Origin of the sequence: Mycobacterium sp. RTGN6, assembly GCF_033804605.1 — a bacterium.
Classification (GTDB): Bacteria; Actinomycetota; Actinomycetes; order Mycobacteriales; family Mycobacteriaceae; genus Mycobacterium.
Map to the genome: position 1 here is coordinate 424,959 of NZ_JAPZKZ010000004.1, position 25,854 is coordinate 450,812.

Annotated in this window: 22 protein-coding genes; 16 read left to right on the top strand and 6 right to left on the bottom strand. The window is 67.7% G+C overall.

Annotated features, from left to right (window positions below; translation table 11 throughout):
• Positions 1-122 precede the first annotated feature (122 nt).
• The 12 genes from SLQ33_RS12920 (at position 123) to SLQ33_RS12975 (ending at position 16,509) form a co-directional block, all read left to right on the top strand.
• Positions 123-1,649 carry an anthranilate synthase component I gene (locus SLQ33_RS12920; RefSeq protein ID WP_319454228.1) on the top strand — a complete coding sequence of 509 codons (1,527 nt, stop codon included), beginning with the start codon at positions 123-125 and terminating at the stop codon, positions 1,647-1,649.
• Complete coding sequence (locus tag SLQ33_RS12925; RefSeq protein ID WP_319454229.1) at positions 1,646-2,293, top strand: TIGR02234 family membrane protein; 648 nt, start codon at positions 1,646-1,648, stop codon at positions 2,291-2,293. Before SLQ33_RS12920 ends, SLQ33_RS12925 begins: the two co-directional genes overlap by 4 nt.
• A gap of 93 nt (positions 2,294-2,386) precedes the next feature.
• A complete protein-coding gene (gene trpC / locus SLQ33_RS12930) occupies positions 2,387-3,205 on the top strand; it encodes an indole-3-glycerol phosphate synthase TrpC (protein ID WP_319454230.1) in 819 nt (272 codons plus the stop codon).
• A 34-nt stretch (positions 3,206-3,239) separates the two neighbouring features.
• Entirely contained in the window at positions 3,240-4,505 is a 1,266-nt protein-coding gene (gene trpB / locus SLQ33_RS12935; RefSeq protein WP_319454231.1) for a tryptophan synthase subunit beta, read from the top strand.
• Entirely contained in the window at positions 4,505-5,296 is a 792-nt protein-coding gene (gene trpA, locus SLQ33_RS12940) for a tryptophan synthase subunit alpha (RefSeq protein WP_319454232.1), read from the top strand. The genes trpB and trpA overlap by 1 nt, the downstream gene beginning before the upstream one ends.
• Entirely contained in the window at positions 5,293-7,170 is a 1,878-nt protein-coding gene (lgt, locus tag SLQ33_RS12945; protein ID WP_319454233.1) for a prolipoprotein diacylglyceryl transferase, read from the top strand. Before trpA ends, lgt begins: the two co-directional genes overlap by 4 nt.
• A gap of 31 nt (positions 7,171-7,201) precedes the next feature.
• Positions 7,202-7,639, top strand: a complete 438-nt coding sequence (locus tag SLQ33_RS12950) for a TM2 domain-containing protein (protein ID WP_319454234.1) — start codon at positions 7,202-7,204, stop codon at positions 7,637-7,639.
• Positions 7,629-8,042, top strand: coding sequence for a DUF2752 domain-containing protein (locus SLQ33_RS12955; RefSeq protein WP_319454235.1), 414 nt, complete (start codon positions 7,629-7,631; stop codon positions 8,040-8,042). The genes SLQ33_RS12950 and SLQ33_RS12955 overlap by 11 nt, the downstream gene beginning before the upstream one ends.
• An 81-nt stretch (positions 8,043-8,123) precedes the next feature.
• Positions 8,124-12,680 (top strand): glutamate synthase large subunit, encoded by a 4,557-nt coding sequence (gltB, locus tag SLQ33_RS12960; protein ID WP_319454236.1) that lies wholly within the window; start codon positions 8,124-8,126, stop codon positions 12,678-12,680.
• Entirely contained in the window at positions 12,673-14,181 is a 1,509-nt protein-coding gene (locus SLQ33_RS12965) for a glutamate synthase subunit beta (protein ID WP_319454237.1), read from the top strand. The genes gltB and SLQ33_RS12965 overlap by 8 nt, the downstream gene beginning before the upstream one ends.
• Before the next feature lie 27 nt (positions 14,182-14,208).
• Positions 14,209-15,627, top strand: coding sequence for a pyruvate kinase (pyk, locus tag SLQ33_RS12970; RefSeq protein ID WP_319454238.1), 1,419 nt, complete (start codon positions 14,209-14,211; stop codon positions 15,625-15,627).
• 12 nt (positions 15,628-15,639) lie between these two features.
• A complete protein-coding gene (locus tag SLQ33_RS12975) occupies positions 15,640-16,509 on the top strand; it encodes an acyl-CoA thioesterase II (RefSeq protein WP_319454239.1) in 870 nt (289 codons plus the stop codon).
• On the opposite strand, the gene SLQ33_RS12980 is transcribed toward SLQ33_RS12975, so the two are convergent.
• The 6 genes from SLQ33_RS12980 to SLQ33_RS13005 form a co-directional block, all read right to left on the bottom strand.
• Positions 16,506-16,949, bottom strand: a complete 444-nt coding sequence (locus SLQ33_RS12980; protein ID WP_319454240.1) for a DUF4190 domain-containing protein — start codon at positions 16,947-16,949, stop codon at positions 16,506-16,508. The two genes, SLQ33_RS12975 and SLQ33_RS12980, sit on opposite strands and share 4 nt — an antisense overlap.
• A gap of 11 nt (positions 16,950-16,960) precedes the next feature.
• Complete coding sequence (locus SLQ33_RS12985; protein ID WP_413467646.1) at positions 16,961-18,451, bottom strand: ATP-binding cassette domain-containing protein; 1,491 nt, start codon at positions 18,449-18,451, stop codon at positions 16,961-16,963.
• Positions 18,452-18,461: 10 nt separating this feature from the next.
• A complete protein-coding gene (gene cydD, locus SLQ33_RS12990; RefSeq protein ID WP_319454370.1) occupies positions 18,462-20,060 on the bottom strand; it encodes a thiol reductant ABC exporter subunit CydD in 1,599 nt (532 codons plus the stop codon).
• Between the two features lie 23 nt (positions 20,061-20,083).
• On the bottom strand, positions 20,084-21,124 hold the full coding sequence (gene cydB, locus SLQ33_RS12995; protein ID WP_319454242.1) for a cytochrome d ubiquinol oxidase subunit II: 1,041 nt from the start codon (positions 21,122-21,124) through the stop codon (positions 20,084-20,086).
• A gap of 10 nt (positions 21,125-21,134) precedes the next feature.
• Positions 21,135-22,583, bottom strand: a complete 1,449-nt coding sequence (locus SLQ33_RS13000) for a cytochrome ubiquinol oxidase subunit I (RefSeq protein WP_319454243.1) — start codon at positions 22,581-22,583, stop codon at positions 21,135-21,137.
• 89 nt (positions 22,584-22,672) lie between these two features.
• Positions 22,673-23,260 carry an HdeD family acid-resistance protein gene (locus SLQ33_RS13005; RefSeq protein ID WP_319454244.1) on the bottom strand — a complete coding sequence of 196 codons (588 nt, stop codon included), beginning with the start codon at positions 23,258-23,260 and terminating at the stop codon, positions 22,673-22,675.
• Positions 23,261-23,460: 200 nt separating this feature from the next.
• Between SLQ33_RS13005 and SLQ33_RS13010 the strand changes: the two genes are divergently transcribed.
• The 4 genes from SLQ33_RS13010 to SLQ33_RS13025 all read left to right on the top strand — a co-directional run bounded on the left by SLQ33_RS13010 (position 23,461) and on the right by SLQ33_RS13025 (position 25,848).
• The gene (locus SLQ33_RS13010; RefSeq protein ID WP_319454245.1) at positions 23,461-24,363 is read left to right on the top strand and encodes a tyrosine-type recombinase/integrase; all 903 of its coding nucleotides are present in this window, start codon (positions 23,461-23,463) and stop codon (positions 24,361-24,363) included.
• Positions 24,360-24,764, top strand: a complete 405-nt coding sequence (locus SLQ33_RS13015) for a hypothetical protein (RefSeq protein ID WP_319454246.1) — start codon at positions 24,360-24,362, stop codon at positions 24,762-24,764. The genes SLQ33_RS13010 and SLQ33_RS13015 overlap by 4 nt, the downstream gene beginning before the upstream one ends.
• 119 nt (positions 24,765-24,883) lie before the next feature.
• Complete coding sequence (locus tag SLQ33_RS13020; RefSeq protein WP_319454247.1) at positions 24,884-25,156, top strand: hypothetical protein; 273 nt, start codon at positions 24,884-24,886, stop codon at positions 25,154-25,156.
• 365 nt (positions 25,157-25,521) lie between these two features.
• Positions 25,522-25,848 (top strand): DUF2742 domain-containing protein, encoded by a 327-nt coding sequence (locus SLQ33_RS13025; RefSeq protein ID WP_319454248.1) that lies wholly within the window; start codon positions 25,522-25,524, stop codon positions 25,846-25,848.
• The last annotated feature ends 6 nt before the right edge of the window (positions 25,849-25,854 follow it).

The window sequence follows — 25,854 nt, forward strand, 5'->3', positions numbered from 1 at the left end:
CGCCGGACGACCACGCCGAGACTGCGGTGAGGGCGGCGACACGCCGCCGAGCGTCGCCCTCACCGCAGTCTCGACGAGCGAGCGGGCACCGGGCGGGCGCGACCGTCTGGGACAATTGACCCGTGCAATCGACCGCCGACCTCGCCGTCACGACCTCACGCGAGGACTTCCGGGCGCTGGCCGCCGAACACCGCGTGGTGCCGGTGACGCGAAAGGTGCTCGCCGACAGCGAGACACCGCTGTCCGCATACCGCAAGCTGGCCGCCAATCGTCCTGGGACGTTCCTGCTGGAGTCCGCCGAGAACGGGCGCTCCTGGTCGCGATGGTCGTTCATCGGCGCGGGGGCCCCGTCCGCGCTGACGGTGCGCAACGGCGAGGCCGACTGGCTCGGGACGACCCCGCAGGACGCGCCGCGCGGTGGCGACCCGCTGCAGGCTCTCCGCGAGACCCTCGAGCTCTTGGCGACGGGGACGCTCCCCGGGCTGCCGCCGCTGTCTGGTGGCCTCGTCGGCTTCTTCGCCTACGACATGGTGCGCAGGCTGGAGCGGCTGCCGGAGCTCGCCGTCGACGACCTCGGCCTGCCCGACATGCTGCTCCTCCTCGCCACGGACATCGCCGCCGTGGACCACCACGAGGGCACGATCACGCTCATCGCCAACGCCGTCAACTGGAACGGCACCGACGAGCGGGTGGACTGGGCCTACGACGACGCCGTCGCCCGGCTCGACGTGATGACGGCCGCGCTCGGCGAGCCGCTCACCTCGACGGTCGCGACGTTCAGCAGGCCCGCGCCGTTGCACCGCGCGCAGCGCACCGTGGCGGAGTACACGGCGATCGTGGAGAAGCTCGTCGGCGACATCGAAGCCGGCGAGGCGTTCCAGGTCGTGCCCTCACAGCGGTTCGAGATGGACACCGACGTGGACCCGTTCGACGTCTACCGCATGCTGCGGGTGTCCAATCCCAGCCCGTACATGTACCTGCTGAACGTGCCGAATAGTGTTGGTGAACTTGACTTCTCGATCGTCGGGTCCAGCCCCGAGGCGCTTGTCACGGTGCAGGACGGCAAGGCGACCACCCACCCGATCGCCGGTACCCGGTGGCGCGGCGCCAACGAGGAGGAGGACGTCCTGCTCGAGAAGGAGCTCCTGGCCGACGACAAGGAGCGCGCCGAACACCTGATGCTCGTCGACCTGGGGCGCAACGACCTCGGGCGGGTCTGTGTGCCCGGCACGGTGAAGGTCGACGACTACAGCCACATCGAGCGCTACAGCCACGTCATGCATCTGGTCTCCACCGTGACGGGGCAACTGGCGGAGGGCAAGTCGGCCCTGGACGCCGTGACCGCGTGCTTCCCGGCGGGAACGTTGTCGGGTGCGCCCAAGGTGCGCGCGATGGAGCTAATCGAAGAGGTCGAGCTGACTCGCCGCGGCCTGTACGGCGGCGTGCTCGGCTACCTCGACTTCGCGGGCAACGCCGACTTCGCCATCGCAATCCGAACCGCGTTGATGCGCAACGGGACGGCATACGTGCAGGCAGGCGGGGGAGTCGTGGCCGACTCGAACGGCCCGTACGAGTACGCCGAGGCAGCGAACAAGGCCAAGGCCGTGCTGAACGCCATCGCGGCGGCGGAAACGCTGACCGAGCCATGATCGCCGGCCGGGCCACGTTGCGGATCGGGCAACTCCTGCTCCTGCTGGCCGCGGCGGCACTGTGGGGCGCGTCGCGAATGGTGTGGGTTGAGGTGCAGTCGTCCAACGGGCTCGGGCAGCCGCAGACCACCGCGCTGACGGGAGGTTCCTGGTCGACGGCACTGGTGCCGCTGGCCCTCATGCTGCTGGCCGCGGTGCTCAAGGCGGGTATCGGGCCGACGTGGCAGCTGCGGCTGCTGGCCGTGATCGTCGCCGTCATGAGTGCCGTGCTGGGCTACCTGGCGATCAGTCTGTGGGTGATTCCCGACGTCGCGGTGCGTGCCGCTCACCTCGCGGAGGTGCCGGTCGCCGACCTGGTGGACACGCAGCGGCACTACTGGGGCGCGGTGGTCGTGTTGGTCGCCGCGGTGATGACGCTCGCGGGCGCGGTGCTGCTGTTGAGGTCGCCTGCGAAGGACCGCTCGGACGGCGACAAGTACGAGGCACCTGCGCGGCGACGCGAGGCGGCGCGGCGACGAGCGCCCAGCACCGATCTGTCGGAGCGGATGATCTGGGACGCGCTCGACGAGGGGCGCGACCCCACCGGAGAACTGGGGCGAAGCGACCCGGGAATCGAGCACCATTCAGACAACAAGGGGCGGTGACGGCGCGTGCGGCAATGGCGGCTACCCTTCGTTGAAGCGCATTGGGGTCCGTTCGGACCACCGGACGCAGCATCGAAGGGGAACGGAAGACTCATGAGTTCGGCGAGCGTGCTCGACTCCATCATCGAAGGAGTCCGTGCCGACGTCGCCTCTCGCGAGGCCCTCGTCAGCCTGGCCGAGATCAAGGACCGAGCCAAGGCCGCCGTCGCGCCGCGCGACGTCATTGCCGCGCTGCGTGAGCCGGGCATCGGCGTCATCGCCGAGGTGAAGCGCGCAAGCCCTTCCCGCGGTGCCCTTGCGTCGATCACCGATCCCGCGAAGTTGGCCCACGCCTACGCCGACGGCGGGGCCCGGATCATCAGCGTGCTGACCGAGGAACGTCGATTCCATGGCTCCTTGGACGATCTCGACGCGGTGCGCGCCGCGGTGTCGATTCCCGTGCTGCGCAAGGACTTCATCGTCGGCCCGTACCAGATTCACGAGGCTCGCGCGCACGGTGCCGACATGCTGTTGTTGATCGTCGCCGCGCTCGAGCAGTCGGCGCTGGTGTCGATGATCGATCGCACGGAGTCGCTGGGCATGACCGCTCTCGTCGAGGTGCACACCGAGGAAGAGGCGGACCGCGCGTTGCAGGCAGGCGCCCGGGTGATCGGCGTGAACGCACGCGATCTCAAGACGCTCGAGGTCGACAGGGACTGCTTCGCCCGCATCGCGCCCGGGCTGCCGTCGAACGTCATCCGGGTTGCGGAGTCCGGCGTCCGCGGCACGGCCGACCTACTGGCCTACGCGGGTGCGGGTGCGGATGCAGTGCTCGTGGGCGAGGGGCTGGTCACCAGCGGTGACCCACGCAGCGCCGTCGCCGATCTGGTCACCGCGGGAACTCACCCGTCCTGCCCGAAACCCGCCCGCTAGCGGCGATGAGCCGTTTGCGCGAAGAGGAACGTTGATGGCAGATCTCGCAGGCTCGGAGCTGCCGCGCACCAGTGCGGCCGTCGCTGAGCCGACCCGCTACGACCCGGACGTCAAGGGGCACTTCGGCGCCTACGGTGGCCGACTGGTGCCCGAGGCGCTGATGGCCGTCATCGAGGAGGTCACGGCCGCCTACGAGAAGGCAAGGTCGGATCACACGTTCCTCGACGAGCTGGACCGACTGCAACGGCACTACACGGGGCGCCCGTCGCCGTTGTACGAGGCCGCCCGGCTTAGCGAGCACGCAGGCGGCGCCCGGCTGTTCCTGAAGCGAGAAGACCTCAACCACACCGGTTCTCACAAGATCAACAACGTGCTTGGGCAGGCGCTCCTCGCGCAGCAGATGGGCAAGACGCGCGTCATCGCCGAAACGGGTGCCGGTCAGCACGGGGTGGCGACCGCGACGGCGTGTGCGCTGCTCGGGTTGGAGTGCGTCGTCTACATGGGCGCTGTCGACGTCGAACGACAGGCACTCAACGTCGCCCGCATGAAGCTGCTCGGCGCCGAGGTGGTGTCGGTGGAGTCCGGGTCGAAGACGCTGAAGGACGCCATCAACGAGACCTTCCGTGACTGGGTCGCCAACGCCGACGCCACCTACTACTGCTTCGGCACTGCAGCTGGGCCGCATCCGTTCCCGACGATGGTGCGCGACTTTCAGCGCGTCATCGGAATGGAGGCGCGCGTACAGATCCAGGAGCAGGCCGGCCGACTCCCCGACGCCGTGACCGCCTGCATCGGTGGCGGATCGAACGCCATCGGGGTGTTTCACGCCTTCATCGACGACCCCGGCGTGCGGTTGGTGGGCTACGAGGCCGCAGGCGACGGCGTCGAGACCGGCAGGCACGCCGCGACGTTCACCGGTGGTTCGCCGGGTGCATTCCAGGGTTCGTTCTCGTACCTGCTTCAGGACGATGACGGCCAGACCATCGAATCGCACTCGATCTCAGCTGGATTGGACTATCCCGGCGTTGGCCCCGAACATGCGTACCTCAAGGATCTCGGCCGCACCGAGTACCAGCCCATCACGGACGCCGAGGCGATGGACGCGTTCGCACTGCTGTGCCGCACCGAGGGCATCATCCCGGCCATCGAGTCGGCCCACGCGGTGGCGGGCGCGCTGAAGCTGGGCGTCGAACTGGGGTCCGGCGCCGTGATCGTGGTGAACATCTCGGGCCGAGGCGACAAGGACGTGGAGACGGCCGCGAAGTGGTTCGGACTGCTGGAAGGCAAGGACGCCCGCTGATGACGAGTCGCTTGTCGAGCGTGTTCGACGCATGCCGTACCGACGGCCGTTCCGCGCTGATCGGCTACCTGCCGACGGGCTACCCGGACGTCGCCACCTCCATCGCAGCGATGACGGCGATGGTCGAATCAGGCTGCGACATCGTCGAAGTCGGCATCGCCTACTCCGATCCTGGGATGGACGGACCGACGATCGCCGCCGCTACCGAGGCCGCACTGCGCGGCGGGGTGCGTGTACGTGACGCGCTGAAGGCCGTCGAGGCGATCAGCAACGCCGGCGGCAAGGCCGTCGTGATGTCGTACTGGAACCCCGTATTGCGTTGGGGGGTAGAGGCGTTCGCCCGAGATCTCGCCGCCGCAGGCGGGCTGGGCATGATCACCCCTGACCTCATCCCCGACGAGGCCGACGAGTGGTTCGAGGCGTCGGACGCCCACCACCTCGACAGGATCTTCCTGGTCGCTCCATCGTCGACGCCGGAGCGGCTCGCGGCCACCGTCGAAGCGTCCCGCGGATTCGTCTACGCCGCATCGACGATGGGCGTGACGGGAGCTCGCGACGCGGTGTCCTCGGCGGCCCCGGAGCTGGTCCGGCGGGTCAAGGAAGTGTCCGACATCCCCGTCGGCGTCGGGCTCGGAGTGCGTTCACGTGAGCAGGCGGCGCAGATCGGGGCCTATGCCGATGGCGTCATCGTGGGTTCGGCCCTGGTATCAGCCCTGGCCGACGGCATCCCCGCCGTCCGGTCTTTGACCGAAGAGCTCGCCGAGGGCGTGCGACAAAGGATCTCAGCGTGACCTCAACGATTCTGGCCAGCATCCCCAGCCCAGCGCAGGGGGTCTGGCACATCTGGATCATCCCGATTCGGGCGTACGCGCTGTGCATCATCGCCGGGATCATCGCGGCGTTGGTCATCGGTGACCGACGGTGGGTGGCTCGCGGTGGCGAACGGGGCGTCATCTACGACATCGCCTTGTGGGCGGTGCCGTTCGGTTTGGTCGGTGGCCGGCTGTACCACGTCATGACCGACTGGCCGACATACTTCGGCGACCCCGGTCTCGGATTCTTTGCGGCGCTGCGGATCTGGGACGGTGGCCTCGGCATCTGGGGTGCGGTCGCACTCGGCGGCGTGGGTGCGTGGATCGGTTGCCGCATGAACGGGATTCCGCTGCCGGCATTCGGCGACGCGATCGCGCCGGGAATCATCTTGGCGCAGGCCATCGGTCGGTTGGGCAACTACTTCAACCAGGAGTTGTACGGCGGGCCGACCAGCCTGCCCTGGGGTCTCGAGATCTTCAAGCGCGTCGACGCCAACGGGGCGAGCGACATGCTCAACGGCGTCTCGACGGGCCAGCTCTACGAGACCACCCCGGTACATCCGACGTTCCTCTACGAGTTGTTGTGGAACCTGCTGGTGTTCGCTGTGCTGATCTGGGCGGATCGCAGGTTCAAGCTGGGCCACGGTCGACTGTTCGCGCTGTACGTCGCCGGATACTGTGCCGGCCGGTTCTGGGTCGAATTGATGCGAAGTGATCACGCGAACACCATCGCCGGCATCCGGATCAACACCTTCACCTCGACGTTCGTCTTCATCGGCGCGGTGATCTACATCATGGTGGCGACGAAGGGTCGAGAGGATCCGGAGAACCTGCGCGGCAAGCAGCGCGACGACGGCGAGGAAGCCGACAGCCGGGTCGACGACCTGGTTGCGGTCGCGGCCGGCGGTGGAGTCGCCGTGGCGACCAAGGTGGCCGGCATCGGCGACGACCCCGATCCCGGGGACGATGCCAACGCGCCGCCCGAGGACGAGGAAGCCACCGCGGACGACTCGGACGACGACGACGAGGCGACGGAGGACGCCGAGCCCGAGGCCGTCGTGGATCAGGCCGAAGAAGCCGAAGCCGAGGTCGAAGCCGACGCCGAGCCCGAGGTCGCTGAATCCGAGTCCGTCGTGACGGAGACTGCCGAGCCGGTTGATACCGAAGTGCCCGAGGTGGACGCCACAGAGTCCGACGACGAAGACTCCGAGCCCGAGACCGCTGAGCCCGAGGCGGGGCTGGGTTCGGTGGACGGCGACGAAGTGGCCGCCGCGGAAGCAGCGGCGCCCGAGGTGCACGAAGCGGCCGTCGAGCAGGCCGAGGAGGCCGAGGAGGCGGCTGACGCCGACGCGGAAGCCGAGGCCGGAACCGACGAGGCGGCTGAGCCTGACGAAGCGGCTGAGCCCGACGAAGCTGCGGTGGAGCAGGCCGAACCGGTGACCATCGAAGCCGACGACGAGGCCGAGCCCGAGGCGGGGCTGGGTTCGGTGGACGGCGACGAAGTGGCCGCCGCGGAAGCAGCGGCGCCAGAGGTGCACGAAGCGGCCGTCGAGCAGGCCGAGGAGGCCGAGGAGACGGCCGACGCCGACGCCGAGGAGGCTGACGAGCCCGACGAAGCTGAGGTGGAGCAGGCCGAACCGGTGGCCACCGAAGCCGAAGATGACGCCGAGGTCGCCGAGTCCGAGGTCGCCGAAGCCGAAGATGAATCAGAGGCCGACGAGTCAGAGGCCGAGGATGCGGAGCAGGCCGAGGAAACCACTGACACCGAAGCCGACGACGATTCCGAACCCGACGCACCGGCCGCTCAAGCCGCCGCGGAACCGCGTCGGCGCTGGTGGCGTCGCGGTAGCTGAGCCGCAGGTCTGACTCTGGCATCCTGAAACGATGACGGCGCCCTTCGACCACGGTGACGAGCGCGGGCAGGCCCAGCCGCCGCCCGGCTACCTACCGCCGCCGAGCTATCTGCCGCCTCCGCTCGGGTACGTCCCCCCGCCGCCAGGGTTTCCGCCGCCGGTCGGTCAGTATCCCGGCGGCTATGGACCCGTCGCGGCACCTTGGGGCTACCACCCGGTGACCGGGGAGCCGCTTTCGGACAAGTCCAAGACCGTCGCGGGGCTGCTTCAGCTGCTCGGCATCATCGGGATCCTGGGCGTCGGCCGCATGTACAAGGGCGACACCGCGCTGGGTGTCGTCCAACTGATCGTCGGGTTGCTGTTCTTCTGCATCGGGGTGCCGATCGTCTGGGGCATCATCGACGCCATCGTGTTGATGACCGGGTCGCCCCGCGATGCCTACGGACGGCTGCTGCGCGATGGAGCCTAGCGTCGCCACGCTCGGCAAGACCGGGCGCTACACCGCCATCGGTACCGGGGTCGCCGCGGCCGGCACGCTCGCCTACGTCGGGCTGGCCGATCCGCACCGGCCCGGCTTCCTGTTCCCCGGTTGCCCGTTCAAGACGCTGACGGGGTGGAACTGCCCAGCGTGTGGAGGGCTCCGCATGACGCACGACTTGCTGCACGGCGACCTGTCTGCGGCCGTCGTCGACAACGTCTTCGTGCTCGTCGGGCTGCCGTTGTTGGTCGTGTGGCTGGTAGTCCGATGGCGGCTTGGCAAACGACTGATGCCCGCCTACGCGATTGCGACGGTCATCGTCGCTGCGGTGACCTGGACCGTGGTCCGCAACTGGCCCGGGTTCCCGCTGGTCCCGACGTTTCTCGGCGGGTAGCAAACCGGGTGCGCTGATACACTCTGAGATCGGGCCGACGCAGTCCCAGACTGAATTTTCCAGACTGCGGAGGTACTGCCAATGCTGTTCTCGGCATTGCCCGAAGCTCAGGGGCTCTACGACCCCGAGCGCGAATCCGACTCCTGTGGCGTCGCCATGGTCGCCGACATCCAGGGCCGTCGTTCCCATTCGATCGTCGCCGACGGGCTCACCGCACTCGAGCACCTCGAGCACCGGGGGGCGGCGGGTGCCGAACCCAACAGCGGTGACGGCGCCGGAATCCTTCTTCAGCTGCCCGTCGACTTGTTGCGCGCGGTCGTGGACTTCCCGCTGCCGCAGCCAACTGCGGATGGAGCCAATACCTTTGCCGCCGGAATCTGCTTCCTGCCGCAGGATCCCGTCGCGCGGACCGCGGTGCGCGAGCGCATCGAGGAGTTCGCAAGCGAAGAGCACCTGGAAGTGCTTGGCTGGCGCGAGGTTCCAGTCGACCCGGACCGCGCCGAGATCGGTGCCACCGCGCTGGGGTGCATGCCGCACATGGCACAGCTGTTCGTCGCCGCACCGGAGCGTGGCGGTGTCCGGCCCGGGGGCCTCGAACTCGACCGTCGCGTCTATCCGTTCCGCAAGCGCGCCGAACGGACCGACGTGTACTTCCCGTCGCTGTCCAGCCGCACCATGGCGTACAAGGGCATGCTCACCACGATGCAACTGCCGCAGTTCTTTCCGGACCTGCGCGACGAACGGTGCGTAAGCGCGATAGCGATCGTGCACAGCAGGTTCTCGACCAACACGTTCCCGTCGTGGCCGCTCGCCCACCCGTTCCGGTTCGTCGCACACAACGGCGAGATCAACACGGTGCGCGGCAACCGCAACCGCATGCACGCCAGGGAAGCGATGCTGGCCAGCGCCAGGATCCCTGGCGAGCTCGCCCGGCTGTCGCCGATCTGCACGCCCGACGCCTCGGACTCGGCGTCCTTCGACCAAGTGCTCGAGTTGCTACACCTCGGTGGCCGCAGCCTGCCGCACGCGGTGTTGATGATGATCCCCGAGGCGTGGGAGAACAACGCCACGATGGATCCCCGGCAGCGGGCCTTCTGGCAGTTCCACGCGTCGTTGATGGAGCCATGGGACGGGCCGGCCTGCGTGACGTTCACCGACGGCTCGGTGGTGGGGGCCGTGTTGGACCGCAACGGATTACGGCCGGGTCGATGGTGGCGCACGATCGACGACCGGATCATCCTGGCGAGCGAGAGCGGCGTCCTCGACGTGCCGTCCGGCGAGATCGTCGCCAAGGGGCGACTCGAGCCCGGCAAGATGCTGCTGATCGACACGGTGGCCGGCCGGATCGTCTCCGACGACGAGCTCAAGGAACAGCTCGCCGCCGCGGAACCCTACGGCGAATGGCTGCACTCGGGCCTGCTCGATCTCAAGACGCTGCCCGACCGGGCGCGCATGCAGCCCAATCACGAGTCGGTGGTGCGCAGGCAGATCTCCTTCGGCTACACCGAGGAGGAACTGCGCATCATGCTGACGCCGATGGCGGCGTCCGGAACAGAACCCTTGGGCTCCATGGGTACCGACACTCCTGCAGCGGTGCTGTCGCAGCGGTCCCGCCTGCTCTACGACTACTTCGTGGAACTCTTTGCGCAGGTGACCAATCCGCCGTTGGACGCCATCCGCGAAGAGGTCGTCACGTCGATGTCCCGGGTGATGGGACCCGAGCACAATCTGCTCGAGCCGACGGCCGCGTCCTGTCGTCAGATCGTGCTGGGCTGGCCGGTGCTGGACAACGACGAGCTCAACAAGATCGTCCACATCAACGACGACGGGGAGCAGCCGGGCCTTCGGACCACGGTGTTGCGGGCCCTGTACGACGTCGAACGCGGCGGCGAGGGCCTCGCCGAAGCGTTGGAGGACCTCCGCATCCGCGCATGCGAGGCCATCGCGAAGGGGGCCAGGACGCTGGTCATCTCGGACCGCGACTCCGACCACACCAAGGCGCCCATCCCGTCGCTGCTGGCCGTCTCGGCGGTGCACCACCACCTGGTGCGCACCAAGGAGCGCACCACCGTCGGGCTGGTCGTCGAGAGCGGTGACGCCCGCGAGGTGCACCACATCGCGATGCTCATCGGTTTCGGCGCGGCCGCGGTCAACCCGTACCTCGCGTTCGAATCGATCGAGGACCTCGTTCGCGAAGGCGAGTTGACTGGGATCGAGCCTTCCGCCGCCGTCCGTCACTACCTCAAGGCGCTCGGCAAGGGCGTCATGAAGGTGATGAGCAAGATGGGCATCTCGACGGTCGCGTCGTACACCGGCGCCCAGGCCTTCGAGGCGATCGGGCTGGACCGCGACGTCGTCGACGAGTACTTCGCAGGAACGCCAACCCAACTCGGCGGCGTCGGCCTCGACGTGCTCGCCGAGGAGGTCAAGCTGCGGCACCGCCGCGCGTATCCGGAGAACCCCACAGAACGCGTCCATCGGCGCCTCGAGGTGGGTGGTGAGTACGCGTTCCGGCGCGAGGGTGAGCTCCACCTGTTCACCCCGGAAGTGGTGTTCCTGCTGCAACATTCGACGCGCACCGGCCGCCACGAGGTGTTCCAGGAGTACTCCGACGAGGTCAACCGGCTCGCGCGCGAAGGCGGTGCGCTGCGCGGCCTGTTCGAGTTGAAGACCGGGGTGCGTCCGCCGGTGCCGCTCGAAGAGGTGGAGTCGGTCGAATCCATCGTGACCCGGTTCAACACCGGCGCGATGAGCTACGGGTCGATCTCCGCTGAAGCGCACGAAACCATGGCGATCGCCATGAACAAGCTCGGTGGACGGTCGAACTCCGGTGAGGGCGGCGAAGACGAAGACCGGCTCTACGACCCCCGAAGGCGCAGCGCGGTCAAGCAGGTCGCATCGGGCCGATTCGGCGTGACCAGCGACTATCTCGTCAACGCCACGGACATCCAGATCAAGATGGCACAGGGCGCCAAGCCGGGCGAGGGTGGCCAGCTGCCCGGCTACAAGGTCTACCCGAACATCGCCAAGACGCGGCACTCCACGCCTGGCGTCGGGTTGATCTCACCGCCCCCGCATCACGACATCTACTCGATCGAGGACCTCGCTCAACTGATCCACGATCTGAAGAACGCCAACTCGCAAGCACGCATCCACGTCAAGCTGGTGAGCTCCGTGGGCGTGGGGACGGTCGCGGCGGGGGTGTCCAAGGCGCATGCCGACGTGGTGCTGATCTCCGGATACGACGGTGGCACCGGCGCCGCGCCGCTCACGTCGCTGAAGCACGCGGGGGCGCCGTGGGAGATCGGGCTCGCCGACACCCAGCAGACGCTGGTGCTCAACGGACTTCGCGATCGCATCACCGTGCAGTGTGACGGAGGCATGCGTACCGCCCGCGACGTGATGGTCGCGGCGTTGCTCGGCGCCGAGGAGTACGGCTTCGCGACCGCACCGTTGGTGGTGGCCGGCTGCATCATGATGCGGGTGTGCCACCTCGACACCTGCCCGGTCGGCGTCGCCACCCAGAACCCGGAACTGAGGGCCAGGTTCAACGGCAAGCCGGAGTTCGTCGAGAACTTCTTCACATTCATCGCGCAGGACGTCCGGAAGTACCTGGCCGAGTTGGGCTTTCGGAGCATCGACGAGGCGGTTGGCCGCGTCGAGGTGCTCGACACGGCGCCCGGCGTCGCGCACTGGAAGAGTCAGGGCCTCGACCTCAGCCCGATCTTCGCGGTGCCCACCGACGGGCACGGCGCCAGGCTTCCTCAGCGTCGACGGCTGCGCGATCAGGACCACGCGCTGGAACACGCGCTCGATCAGACCATCATCGCGTTGGCCGAAGGCGCGCTCGAGGACGCACATCCGGTGCGGCTGGAGCTCCCGGTGCGCAACGTCAACCGCACCGTCGGCACCCTGCTCGGTTCGGAGGTCACCCGCCGCTACGGTGCTCAGGGTCTTCCCGACGACACCATTCACGTCACTCTGACCGGCTCGGCCGGTCAGTCGATCGGTGCGTTCCTTCCGCCGGGCATCACGCTCGATCTGATCGGCGACGCCAACGACTATGTCGGAAAGGGACTCTCGGGCGGGCGGGTCATCGTGCGACCGGACGACGACGTGCTGTTCCTTCCCGAGGACAACGTCATCGCCGGCAACACCCTGCTCTTCGGCGCCACGTCCGGCCAGGTGTTCCTGCGTGGCCGGGTCGGCGAACGGTTCTGCGCCCGCAACTCCGGTGCGCTGGCCGTCGTCGAGGGCGTCGGTGACCACGCCTGCGAGTACATGACGGGTGGGCGGGTCGTGGTGTTGGGCTCGACGGGCCGCAACATGGCGGCGGGAATGTCCGGTGGCATCGCGTTCGTGCTCGGCCTCGACCCCGCGAAGGTGAACGCCGAGATGGTGGAGCTGCAACGGCTCGAACCCGAGGACCTGACGTGGCTGCACGACGTCGTCGCCCGGCACGGCCACCACACCGGAAGCACGGTGGCACGGTCGTTGTTGTCCGACTGGCCAAGGCGTAGTGCGCAATTCACCAAGATCATGCCCATCGACTATCAGCGGGTGATCCAGGCCACCAGGATGGCCAAGGCAGAGGGGCGTGACGTGGACACGGCAATCATGGAGGCGACTCGTGGCTGATCCGACCGGATTTCTCAAGGTCGCCAAGATCGACGCGGCAAAGCGTCCCGTCGACGAGCGCGTGGGTGACTGGCACGAGGTCTACGAGCAGCAGGACCCGCACCAGCGGGCCGGCGAGGTGTCGCAGCAGGCCCGCCGGTGCATGGACTGCGGAATCCCGTTCTGCCACTCCGGCACTGCGGGTTGCCCGCTGGGGAACCTGATCCCCGAGTGGAACGATCTAGTACGCCGGGGTCGATGGGATGCGGCCAGCGACCGGCTGCACGCTACGAACAACTTTCCGGAGTTCACCGGGCGGTTGTGTCCCGCTCCGTGTGAGGCGGCGTGCGTGTTGTCGATCGCCGAGGAGCAGACCGGCGGTGCGGTCACCATCAAGCGGATCGAGCAGACGATCGTCGACCAGGCCTGGATGGACGGGATCATCGTGCCCCAGCCCGCCGCCATCTCGACGGGCCGGAGCATCGCGATCGTCGGCTCCGGCCCGGCCGGCCTGGCTGCGGCTCAACAGCTCACGCGCGCAGGACACAGCGTGACGGTCTACGAACGTGACGATCGACTCGGCGGTTTGATGAGGTACGGCATCCCCGAGTACAAGCTGGAGAAGGCGTCGCTTAATCAGCGGCTCACCCAGATGCGGGCCGAGGGCACGCGCTTCGTCACCGACTGCGAGGTCGGCGTCGACGTGAGCGTCGAGGCGCTGCGCGGTCAGTACGACGCCGTGGTGCTCGCCGTCGGTGCGTTGCGAGCCCGCGACAACCAGGTCGAGGGCCGCGAGTTGAACGGCGTGCACCTGGCGATGGAACATCTGGTGCCCGCCAACAAGGAGTGCGAGGGTGACGGCGCCTCGGACATCTCGGCGAAGGACAAGCACGTGGTGATCATCGGCGGCGGCGACACCGGCGCCGACTGCCTGGGCACCGCGCATCGGCAGGGCGCGAAGTCGGTGACGCAGCTGGACTACAACGCAGAGCCGCCCGAGGTCCGCGACGAATCCCGATCTCCCTGGCCGACATGGCCGTTGGTGCTACGGACCCGGCTCTCACCCGCGCACGCCGAGGGTGGCGCGCGCCGGTATGAGGTTGCCGTGCAGCGGTTCATCGGTGACGAGCGCGGCAACCTACGTGCGATGGAGATCGCGGAGGTGAAGGTGCAACGCGACGCCGACGGTCGGCGCGTCGTCACCCCTGTGGGTGATTCGATCGAAATCCCTTGTGAGCTAGCACTTCTGGCGATCGGATTCGAAGGCGTCGAGCACATGCCACTACTGGGCGGACTCGAGCTAAAGCTCAACAAGCGCGGTGCGTTGCCATGTGGGTCGGACTGGCAGACCGATGCGCCCGGCGTGTTCGTGTGCGGCGACGCACACCGCGGCGCATCGTTGATCGTCTGGGCGATCGCGGAGGGGCGCAGTGCCGCCCACGCCGTCGACGTCTACCTCATGGGCGAGTCGGATCTACCCGAGCCGGTGAAGCCGAGCGCGCTCCCGCTGGCCGTCGTCTGAATCGATTAACGACTAGACTCATGCGACGTGACTAGACGCGGAAAGATCGTCTGTACGCTCGGCCCGGCCACGTCCACCGGTGAGATGGTGAACGCGCTGGTCGAGGCAGGAATGGACGTCGCGAGGCTGAACTTCAGCCACGGTGACTACCCCGATCACGAATCCAATTACAAGCTGGTGCGCGCAGCTTCCGACATCACCGGCCGCGCGGTCGGCATCCTGGCTGACCTGCAAGGACCCAAGATCCGGCTCGGCCGGTTCGCCGACGGCCCCACGGTGTGGGCGGCCGGCGAAACCGTGCGGATCACCACCGAAGACGTCGAGGGCACCCACGACCGGGTGTCGACCACCTACAAGCGGCTGGCCCAGGACGCGACCCCGGGCGACCGGGTGCTCGTCGACGACGGCAACATCGGTCTGGTCGTCGAGCACATCGACGGAAGCGACGTGGTCTGCTCGGTGACCGAGGGCGGCAAGGTCAGCAACAACAAGGGCATGTCGCTGCCGGGGATGAACGTCTCGGCGCCCGCCCTCTCGGAGAAGGACGTCGAGGACCTCGAGTTCGCGTTGCGCCTCGGCGTTGACCTCGTTGCGCTGTCCTTCGTGCGATCACCCGCCGACATCGAACTGGTCCACGAGGTGATGGACCGGGTCGGCCGACGGGTCCCCGTGATCGCCAAGATGGAGAAGCCGGAGGCCATCGACAACCTCGAGGCCATCGTGCTGGCCTTCGATGCGATCATGGTCGCGCGTGGTGACCTCGGCGTCGAGCTACCGCTCGAGGAAGTCCCGCTGGTACAGAAGCGGGCCATCCAGATGGCAAGGGAGAACGCCAAACCCGTCATCGTCGCGACTCAGATGCTCGAGTCGATGATCGAGAACTCCCGACCAACCCGCGCCGAGGCGTCCGACGTGGCCAACGCCGTGTTGGATGGAGCCGACGCGGTGATGCTCTCCGGCGAGACGTCAGTCGGTGCGTATCCGCTGGAGGCCGTCCGCACCATGGCGCGCATCGTCGCCGCCGTCGAGGACAACTCCACCGCCGCGCCGCCGTTGACCCACGTCCCGAGGACCAAGCGCGGCGTCATCTCCTACGCCGCGCGCGACATCGGCGAGCGGCTCGACGCCAAGGCGCTGGTCGCCTTCACACAATCCGGGGACACCGTCAAACGGCTCGCGCGGTTGCACACGCCGTTGCCGCTGCTGGCGTTCACCGCGTTGCCCGAGGTGCGCAGCCAGCTGGCGCTGACCTGGGGCACCGAGACGTTCATCGTGCCGCACATGGAGAGCACCGACGAGATGATCCGCATCGTCGACAAGTCGCTGCTCGAGTTGGGTCGCTACAAGCGGGGTGACCTGGTGGTCATCGTCGCGGGCGCTCCTCCGGGCACAGTAGGCTCGACCAACCTGATCCACGTCCACCGGATCGGCGAGGACGACCACTAGGAGCTGACGGGTTTGAGTGCCGGCGATTGCGCGGAACTGCTGGCGACGCTCGACCTCCGCCGCGTCGACGACGACACCTTCACCGGGGCACATCCGAGTAGAAATCCGGTGCGCACGTTCGGCGGGCAGATGATGGCCCAGGCCTTCGTTGCGGCCAGCCGAACCGTCCCCGACGGGCTGCCGCCAAGCGCGTTGTCGATGCACTTCATCGCGGGCGGCGACCCGGGTCAGGACCTTGAGTTCCACGTGGTCCGGCTACGCGACGAACGACGCTTCGCAAACCGGCGCGTCGACGTGCTGCAGGACGGCGTGCTGCTCGGATGCGCGCTGGTGTCGCACCTGTCCGGCGGCCGGGGGCTCGAGCACGACATCGCCGCGCCCGAGGTCGAGTCACCCGAGAATCTGCCGAAGATCGGCGAGCTACTGCGTGGATACGAAGAGAAGGTGCCGCACTTCGTCAGCGCGCTGCGACCGATCGAGTGGCGCTACACCAACGATCCGGCGTGGGTGATGCGTGACAAGGGTGAGCGGCTCGCGCACAACCGGGTGTGGATGAAGACCGAGGGCGACATGCCCGACGACCCCGTCGTGCACGCTGCGGCGCTGGTCTACTCGTCGGACACCACGGTGCTCGACTCGATCATCACCACTCACGGATTGTCGTGGGGATTCGACCGCATCTTCGCCGTCTCGATGAACCACTCGGTGTGGTTCCACCGTCCCGTGCGCTTCGACGAGTGGGTGCTCTACTCGACGTCGTCACCGGTCGCGGCGGAGTCTCGGGGGCTGGGCACCGGCCACTTCTTCGACCGTTCGGGCCGTGTGATCGCCACAGTGGTCCAGGAGGGCATCGTCAAGCACTTCCCGGGCACCGGCACCTAGCTCTGGGACGTTTCGCCGAGCTCGTGCTGGACCCGTTGGCGCAGTTCGTCCGCGCACTTCTCGGCGCCCTGCTGGTCCGACGTCTTCGCGACGCAGTCGACGTACGCGGGGGCGTCGACCTCCTGGTAGAGGCGCACCCAGATGGCGATGACCGCCAGGGAGACGACCACCGCCAGCACGCCCAGCGCGATACCTGACGTCGCCACGGACCCGTTGGTGGCCTCACCACGCCTGACGCGTCCGCGGGCGTTGACCCCGACGATGATCGCCATGACGCCGAAGATGACTCCACCGAAGACCGACCAGCAGAGGATCAGGCCGACGATCGCCATCACGAGCGCCGTCGTTCCGAGCCAGTTCATCGGCCGCCGGGGGATGGGGGGTGGGCTGGCGTACGGCAGCGGAGGCGGCGGGGGATAGCCGGTTGGATACGGGCTCATGTCCGGTGAGATTACCGGCGATCGCTGAGCGTCACCTTGGGACAGTCGACCGCCTCGGGAAGGTGATGGGTTGCGACGACGACCGCCCGGTCGGCGGGAAAGAGGGCGTCCGGCGTAAGCAGCTCGGTCATGAGCCGACGGGCGTCGTCGGCGTCGAGGTGCTCGGTGGGCTCGTCGAGCAGCACGATCGGGAAGGTCGAGATGAGGGCGCGGGCGAGCAGCAAGCGGCGCCGCTGGCCCCCGGAGATCGCGGCCGCCCCGTCGAGGAGCATGGTGGCCAATCCAGCGGGTAACTCGTCGAGCCACGGGCCGAGTCCGACGCGGTGCAGGGCGGCGATGAGCTCGGAGTCCGACGCGTCGCCACGTGCGACGAGCAGGTTGTCCCGCAGCGTGGTGTCGAAGATGTGCGCATCCTCGGCGAAGAAGCCGGCCGTCAAGGTTGGCTCGGAATGGCTGGCGGCAGTGGCCATCAGCAGTGTGGTCTTGCCGCAGCCGCTGGGGCCGACGACGGCCAGCCGGTCGCCGGGGTTGATGTCGAGCGGCTCCATCGGTGGTCGGTCCCTGGCCTGTGGAGCCGGAGCGGTGAGCCGTCGGAGCCGATCCACGGCGATCCGCGCCCGGGTCAGCGCGATGGCGGCGCCCGGCAGCGCGGTCGTCGCCTCGAACGCGGACAGGGGCAGGAGCATCAGGATGGCGAGGGTGGTGGGCGCCACCGTCGGTGCGATGGACATGGCCACCAGTACCGCGCCAAGCACGCTGGCCCCGACCGCGGCGGTGGGTGCCGCGCCTGCGATCGCGGCGGGTGCGGCCGCGCGGTCGGCGGCACAGCCCCAATCCCGTTGCCGCCGCGTTGCTTCGGCGATCACCTCGTCGAGTCGTCCGCCGACGCGGAGTTCGGGGGCATGTTCGAGGGCGAGCATCGTCGCCGCGTCGCGGGCCCCGTGGTGTTGGGCGGCGAGTTCTTCGGTGGCCGCTGCCGCGCGTGCGGACAGCCAGGGCGCCACCACACCGGCGACGACCAGGCCGCAGGCGAGTATCAGCGCGGCGGCAGGCGAGCAGAGTGCGACGACGCCGACGGCGACCGTCGACAGCACGGTGGCGACGGCGATCGGGAGCACGGCGCGCACCAGTACGTCGGACAGCTCGTCGACGGATGCGCCCATGCGGGCCAGGAGATCTCCGCTATGCAGGCGCATGACGGCCTCGGCGGGGGCGTCGACCAACGCCCGGTAGAGCTGGGTGCGTGCGCTTGCCGCCGCGCGCAACGCGGTGTCGTGCGATACGAGCCGTTCGCAGTATCCGAATACACCTCTTGTGATGCCCAGCGCGCGGACCGCCACGGCGGCGACCGTCAGGTCGAGCACCGGGGGCATCTGCCAGGCCCGGGTGATCAACCATGCGGCCACGCCGGCGAGCGCCAGCGCGCTGCCAAGCGACAGCGTGCCCAACGCGATCGCCAGCCCCAAGCGGCCGAGCCGGGGACCAAGCAGTGCGAACGCCATGCGTAGCGGGTCATTGCGGGACAAGCGCCTCACCTCCCATCCGCACGACGCGGTCGCCGATGGCGATGACGGGCTCGTGGTGAGCGACGACCACGACCGTCGCGCCGGCTTCGGCACGTTCGGCGATGGTGGCCAGGACCCGTTGCTCCAGGACGGCGTCGAGGTGTGCCGTCGGCTCGTCCAGCAGCAGAACCGGCTTGCGTGAGCCGAGCACGCGGGTCAGTGCCAGCCGCTGCCGTTGGCCGAGCGACAATCCGCTTCCGCCGCGGCCGATGATCGTGTCGAGGCCATCGGGCAGGGTCGCCAACACCTCGTCGAAACCGGTTGCCCGACAGGCGGCGTCGAGGTCGGAGACGGGACCGAACAGTTCGAGGTTGGCGCGCACCGAGCCTGGGATCAGCACCGGCCGCTGCGGCAACCAGGCCACCGCGTCCCACCACGCGCGGAGGTCGAGTGCCGAGCCGTCGACGCCGCCGATGAGCACGTGGCCCGACGAGGGCGGGGTCAATCCGAGGATTACCTCGAGGGCGGTGCTCTTGCCGGAGCCGTTGGGTCCGGTGAGCACGGTCACCGACCCGGGTTGCGCGTCGAGTGTCAGGTCGTGGGGGGCCACGCCGTCGCGGCCGGCAACGCCGACGCCCGTCAGGCGGATCGGCGTCCCGGTCGCGGGGATGGTTGCGCGACCGGTGTCCGCCGTCGCGTCGAGCAGACCGCGCGCCTGTTCGGCAGCGGTCTGCCCGTCCGCAGCGGCATGGAACTCCAGTCCGACCCTGCGCAGTGGCCAGAACACCTCGGGCGCCAGCAGCAACGCGGTGAGGGCGGTCGACAGTTCGAGCTCACCGAACACCAGCCTCATGCCGACGCTGACGGCCACCAGGGCGACACCCAGTGTGGCCAGGAGTTCCATGACGAGCGACGACATGAATGCGATGCGCAAGGTCGCCAGCGCCGAACGACGATGAGCGGCACCGAGTTCGGCGATGCGGTCCGCGGGCCGATCAGCCCGGCCGAGTGCGCGCAGGGTGGGGATGCCCGCGATGAGGTCCAGTGTCCGGGCCTGCAGCGTGGCCATCGCTCGCAGCGCGGCCGCCGAGCGGTCCCTGGTCACCAGACCGATGAGCACCATGAACAGCGGTATCAACGGAAGCGCGACCACCACGATCACGGCGGACTGGATGTCGTTGTAGGCCATGACTGCGACGGCGGCGGGCGTGAGCAGGGCGGCCAGGATGACCGCCGGTAGGTATCGGGTGAAGTACGGACGCAGCCCGTCCAACCCGCGCGTCGTCAGCAGCGCAGCATCGTCGCGCACCGCCGCCAGTCGACGGGGTGGCAGCGCAGTCACGGCGGTCAGCACGCGTTCGTTGAGCTCGGCGATCGCCGCGGTCGCGCCACGTTGGCTCAGCCGGGCCTGCAGCAGGAGTGCGATCACCCGAACGGTCCACGCGCCCAACAGGAGTGACAACGTCGGTGCCCAGTGCGCCAGCGTGCGGGAGTCGGCGTCGCTGACGACGCCCGCGACCAACTGGGCCAGCAGGACCGCGCAGGTGATCGCACTGCCCGCGACGACCAAGCCACAACCAACCGACGCCGCCAGGTGGCGCCGCATCGCGGCCGTCGCGGGGAAGCGGGTCATTTCGAGCGCGGACTCAGGCCGATGGATTCGGGGATCCGGGCGGCGGAAATCCGTTGCCGGAAGACCCAATACGTCCAGGCCTGGTAGCCGATCACCAGTGGAGCGAAGATCAGCGCCGCCCAGGTCATGATCTTCAGCGTGTACGGCGAGGACGATGCGTTCTGAATCGTGAGGCTCCACTCGGGATTCAGCGTCGACGGGATCAGCGTCGGGTACAGGTTGCCGAACAACATCACCACGACGGCCGCCACCACCACCGCCGTGCAGCTGAACGCCCAGCCATCGCCGCCACGACTCCACACCAGCATGACCGCCGACAGCTGCGCGACCACTGCGATCGCCAGCACGAACCACGTCCAGTCCTTGCCATGAGCCAACTGTGTCCACACCCCGAACCCGGCGACCAGCACGGTGACCGGAAGGCCCAGCCCGGCGGCGAACCGCATCGCGTTGCTGCGCACGGCTCCTTCGGTTTTCAGGATGACGAAGACCGCGCCGTGGAAGGCGAACAGCCCTGCGAAGGTTAGCCCGCCAAGCACGGTGTACGGATTCAGGACGTCGGTGATGGACAGCTCGATCTGTTGCTCCGCGTTAACGGGAAGCCCGCGCAACAGCGCCGCGAACGCGACACCCCACAGCACGGCAGGCAGCCACGATCCCACGGCGATGCCGAGGTCGGCCCACGATCGCCAGCGCGGGTCGTCGACCTTCCCACGCCATTCGATGGCGCAGATGCGCAGGATCATGCCGAACAGGATGGCCAGCAGCGGCAGGTAGAGCCCGGAGAACAGGGTCGCGTACATGCTCGGGAACGCGGCGAACATCGCCCCGCCTGCGGTGATCAACCACACCTCGTTGCCGTCCCAGACGGGCCCGATCGTGTTGAGCGCTGCGCGCCTGTGCTTTTCGGCATCGCCCTTGGCGGCTCGGCCGAAGAGTCCCATCAACATCCCGACGCCGAAGTCGAACCCCTCCAGCACGAAGAAGCCGAGGAACAGCGCGGCGAGTGCGACGAACCAGAAGTCCTGCAGCCCCATGTCTTCCTCCTCAGTACGCGAACGACAGCGGCGCGAGCTCATCGTCGCCGGGTGGCCGTGGGGGCGCGGGTTCGGAGTCGTGCTCGAGCGGACCCTCGACGACGTAGCGCCGGATCAACCAGAACCAGATCACCGCCAAAACCGCGTACACCAGCGTGAACACCGTGAGCGACGTGAGCACCATGCCCGCGGAGTGTCCCGACACACCCTGATCGACCGTCAGCCGCAGCATCGGATCGCCCGTCGGATTCGGCACCACCACCCATGGCTGGCGGCCCATCTCCGTGAAGACCCAGCCCGCGCTGTTGGCGAGGAACGGGGTCGGCAGCGTGAGTAGCGCCAGCCACGAGAACCAGCGCTTGTCGGGGATGCGGCCGCGGCGGGTGAGCCACAGCGCCACGACGGCGAACAGCGCTGGGAACGCGAGGAATCCGATCATCGCGCGGAACGACCAGTACGTGACGAACAAGTTCGGTCGATAGTCGTGGGGCCCGTACTTGGCCTGGTACTCGACCTGCAGATCCTTGACCCCCTTGAGGGTGACGTCGTCAAAGCGACCCTCGGCGAGGAACGGCAGCACGTAGGGAACTTCGATGAGATGAGTGACGCTGTCGCAGTTGTTGTGCGTGCCCACGGTGAGGATCGAGAAGGCGGGGTCGGTTTCGGTGTGGCACAACGACTCCGCGGAGGCCATCTTCATGGGCTGTTGCTGGAACATCAGCTTGCCCTGTGCGTCGCCGGTGAAGAAGAGCCCGGCCGCCGACACGAGGACGACGAGGCAGCCCAGGATCGTCGCAGGCCGGTACATGGTGCGGGCTTCGTCGGTGGTGCGGGCCCGCACCATCCACCATGAGCAGACCCCTGCGACGAACGTGCCCGCCACGAGGAAGGCGCCTGCGACCGCGTGCGAGAACGCCGCGAGTGCAGTGTTGTTGGAGAACAGCGCGACGATGCTGGTGAGTTCGGCGCGTCCGGTCTCGGGGTTGAAGTGGGCACCCACCGGATGCTGCATGAACGAGTTCGCGGCGATGATGAAGAAGGCCGACATGTTGACGGCGATCGCGACGATCCAGATGCACGCGAGGTGCACCAGTCGGTGCAGCCGGGTCCATCCGAAGATCCAGAGTCCGATGAAGGTCGACTCGAAGAAGAACGCGACGAGCCCCTCCATCGCCAGCGGCGCCCCGAACACATCGCCGACGAAGCGGGAGTATTCGCTCCAGTTCATGCCGAACTGGAATTCCTGCACGATGCCAGTGGCCACCCCGAGGGCGAAGTTGATCAGGAAGAGCTTGCCGAAGAAGCGCGTGAGCCGGTACCACGCGGTGTTGCCGGTGATCACCCATGCGGTCTGCATGACCGCGATCAGCGGCGCCAATCCGATGGTGAGCGGGACGAACAAGAAGTGATACACGGTGGTGATTCCGAACTGCCACCGTGAGACGTCGAGCGCATCCATTCGCACCAGCTCCCGAACTGCGGGTCATTTTCCTACGACAAAGTGTAGTAGATGTGGCCGCGCAGACCAAGGTGCCGATGTGGCGACGGTCAGGAAGCGGCGTCGACCTCGGGTTCGTCGACCGGTTCGGGTGCGGTGGCATTGCGGATCGCGAAGGCCGCGATGAGCTCCATCACGCCGATGGCGATCAGCCAGAAGCCGACGACCCAGGCCAAGATTTGCAGGGAGTCATACGGCGAGGCCATCACGACGATGCCCGCGATCAGGGTGATGACCCCGACGACGACGTTCAATGCTCGGCCCGGCAGTGTCGGGTCGCTGATCGCCGACACCGTCGTCGCCACGCCGCGGAAGATGAATCCGACCGCGATCCAGATGGCCAGGAGTCGCCATGCGTCGTAGAAGCGGGACAGCGCGATCACGGCCAGCACTAGGGCCGCCGCGCCGCTGATCAACAGCAGGACGCGGATACCGGTGGACGCGCGCAGGGTGAACGCGAAGAACACCTGCTGGATGCCGGTCACCAGCAACGCAACACCAAAGAAGATGGCGGCCAGCGTGATCGAGGTGCCGGTCCAAATCACCACCACGATTCCGAGCACGATGGCAAACAGGCCAGACACGGCCGCCGACTTCCATAGGTGCGGCAACATGCTTGGGGGGGCCGGGATAGTCATGCCGGAAGTGTTTCACAGCACGGATTCCGTAGGACGAATTCCTCGCGCACCGCGGCGATAACCCGTCCGGGCGCACGTGAAGTCGTTAATGTTCCGTTATCGACAGTCGGGCAGCATTCCCGATATCGGTTTGACCTGCGAACTCGCCGGTCGACTGCAGGATAACACAGAAGCACGACGCTCAGATGTAGGATAACTGAGTGACCGATGGTTTGCTGGATCTCGACGCGTTGCAGGACTCGTGGCTAATCACGCTGCGTGGTGAGCGCAAGTCTCCTGCCACGCTCAAGGCATATCGGGCGGGTGTGACCAGCTACCTATCGTTCTGCCGCGACCAGACACTCCCGCTCGACCTGACGAAGGATGGCGTGCGCGCCTTCATGGCCTCGCTGGCCGAAGCCGAACCCGCCACCGCGAGACTCCGATTGACCGCGCTCAAGCTATTCGCCCGTTGGCTTGCCGCCGAGGAGGGATTCGACGCCGACCCCGTCCTGGCGGTGCGGGCGCCCAAACTTGACGACAAGGCGGTACCCGACCTGTCCGACGACGAAGTACGCCGAATAGTCAAGGCGTGCAAAGGCCCAACGTTCCGGGACAAACGCGACCTCGCACTGGTGGTGCTGTTGACCGAGACCGGGCTGCGGGCCGCGGAGTGCCTTGCGCTCGACGTCGCCGACCTCGGCCTAACGACGTGCACGCTGCTCGTCCGACGCGGCAAGGGTGGCAAGGGCCGGACGGCGCGGTTCTCGGCGGCCGCAGCCGCCGATCTCGATCGCTACATCAGAGCCCGCCGGGCGGTCGGTGCTCCCGACGTCGGGGCCCTGTGGGTGGGCAGTGCAGGCGCGCGGCGCCTCTCGTATCGGGGCATGACGACCGCGCTGAAGCAGCGCGCCGACCAGGCGGGCGTTCCGGGTTTCCATGTCCACCGCTTGAGGCACACCGCGGCTGTCCGGTGGCTCTCCGCAGGCGGCACCGAAGGTGGACTGATGGCTCAAAGTGGTTGGGCGTCAAGGAAAATGATTGACCGTTACGTCAAGACCGCTGCGGAAGATCTTGCATCTGCCGAGTTCGACCGACTGAACCTCGGGGTGCGAGACCTATGACGAGAGGTGAAGAGTTTCTTGAGAGCGTCCAAGCCGCGCTGGACTCGGACTCTGCCCTCCTCGACGCGATGGGGGTCGAGGAGGTTCGAGTCGGCGAGGTTCGGGTGCTCTGCCCAAGGGGGCATTTCATTGCCAACGTCGCTGTCATCGTTCTCAACGACCGGGGGATTGTGCTGCGACCTCGGGGCACAGACAAGGACTACTTCGGGGATGTGTACGCAGACCCCAATCACGGCTTCCGCTTCGAGGAATCGACCGCGGCCGGCAGGCTCCGTGTGCGACTACGTTGCAAGCGTGAGAAGTGCAGCTACGCCGGTGCATTCGACTTCGAGGCACTGGGGCGCGATCTAAGGGTGGCAGCGGCGTCGGCCGGACACGCCGAGTATCGACTCACGAACTAAAAGAGGCATAGCGCGGTACGCTATGCCTCTGTCGCCCGCCCCGGCTACGACTCCACCACCGGGACGTACGCCCTCAGGGTAGGTCTGGTACGGGCCTTCACATTTTGTGGAGGTTCGCCATGCCCGCCAATGGGCTTCCGCCATCTGAACGCCGAATCGTCGGCCAGATAGGCGCTCACAAATCCTGGTCGCAGACCGAAGACCGCTCGGCGCGTACGGCTCCTGGCCGCCAGGCGTTTCTCGACAAGTTCGAGCAGCAGGTCGACCCCGACGGCATACTGCCGCCGGCCGAACGCGCCAAGCGAGCTGAGCACGCTCGCAAGGAGTTCTTTCAGAGGCTGGCGTTGAAGTCCGCGCAGGCTCGCCGTCGTCGGGGGGCCGCAGCGTCATGACGAAACGAAGAAGCCCGGGAGCTTCCGCTACCCGGGCCACCTCGACGACACCACTCGCTGACAACAGCATAGTCAACTTCGGAGATTCCGAAGTTGGACACAACGGTTGGCGCCGGCTTAGCGGAGGTGGCCGCAATGATGGATGCTGACTACCCGGACTCAGAGCGATATGAGGAGACCGTCGGATCTTCGGCGATCGGCCCCTATGCGCAGACTCAGGCATTGATGATTGAGTGCCCGAATTGCGGCGCCCCCGTGGGTGTTAGGTGTGTCGCAGAGCCAACGGTCATCCGCGGATGCGCGGTCGGGCGGCGCAAGCGCCGAATACCGTGCATCGCCAGGCTGAAGGCCGCGGAGGTGAGCAAGTGAACTTCCCTCCCAACGTCGCTCGGACCATCGACTGGTGGCCCGTGCACGAGCTTGTGGCTCCGCTGCTCTCAACCGTGGACTTGTTGCCCACGGTTGGGTCGCTGCCTTGGCAGGCGCTCGATGACCGCGATCCGGTCAAGTGGGCGGCCGTGCTCGACGGCGGCCGCCATTGGGCACTCCATCTCGACGCACGCCAAGAGGCGATGGGCGATGCGTCGCGCGCGATCGCAACCGCCACCTCCTGGGCGTCGGTTGCCCGGGAGGTCAAGCAACGCAGCGACTTCTACGCGGGTCGGCCGTGGTTAAGGCGGGTGGCATCGTGAGCAGTG

Coding starts and splice junctions, on each gene's coding strand:
- gltB (WP_319454236.1), top strand. CDS start 8,124: ATGCTGTTCTCGGCATTGCCCGAAGCTCAGGGGCTCTACGACCCCGAG.
- SLQ33_RS12980 (WP_319454240.1), bottom strand. CDS start 16,949: ATGAGCCCGTATCCAACCGGCTATCCCCCGCCGCCTCCGCTGCCGTAC.
- SLQ33_RS12955 (WP_319454235.1), top strand. CDS start 7,629: ATGGAGCCTAGCGTCGCCACGCTCGGCAAGACCGGGCGCTACACCGCC.
- SLQ33_RS13000 (WP_319454243.1), bottom strand. CDS start 22,583: ATGGATGCGCTCGACGTCTCACGGTGGCAGTTCGGAATCACCACCGTG.
- SLQ33_RS13020 (WP_319454247.1), top strand. CDS start 24,884: ATGCCCGCCAATGGGCTTCCGCCATCTGAACGCCGAATCGTCGGCCAG.
- trpB (WP_319454231.1), top strand. CDS start 3,240: ATGGCAGATCTCGCAGGCTCGGAGCTGCCGCGCACCAGTGCGGCCGTC.
- SLQ33_RS13015 (WP_319454246.1), top strand. CDS start 24,360: ATGACGAGAGGTGAAGAGTTTCTTGAGAGCGTCCAAGCCGCGCTGGAC.
- trpA (WP_319454232.1), top strand. CDS start 4,505: ATGACGAGTCGCTTGTCGAGCGTGTTCGACGCATGCCGTACCGACGGC.
- trpC (WP_319454230.1), top strand. CDS start 2,387: ATGAGTTCGGCGAGCGTGCTCGACTCCATCATCGAAGGAGTCCGTGCC.
- cydD (WP_319454370.1), bottom strand. CDS start 20,060: ATGCGGCGCCACCTGGCGGCGTCGGTTGGTTGTGGCTTGGTCGTCGCG.
- cydB (WP_319454242.1), bottom strand. CDS start 21,124: ATGGGGCTGCAGGACTTCTGGTTCGTCGCACTCGCCGCGCTGTTCCTC.
- SLQ33_RS12985 (WP_413467646.1), bottom strand. CDS start 18,451: ATGGCGTTCGCACTGCTTGGTCCCCGGCTCGGCCGCTTGGGGCTGGCG.
- SLQ33_RS12925 (WP_319454229.1), top strand. CDS start 1,646: ATGATCGCCGGCCGGGCCACGTTGCGGATCGGGCAACTCCTGCTCCTG.
- SLQ33_RS13005 (WP_319454244.1), bottom strand. CDS start 23,260: ATGACTATCCCGGCCCCCCCAAGCATGTTGCCGCACCTATGGAAGTCG.
- SLQ33_RS12950 (WP_319454234.1), top strand. CDS start 7,202: ATGACGGCGCCCTTCGACCACGGTGACGAGCGCGGGCAGGCCCAGCCG.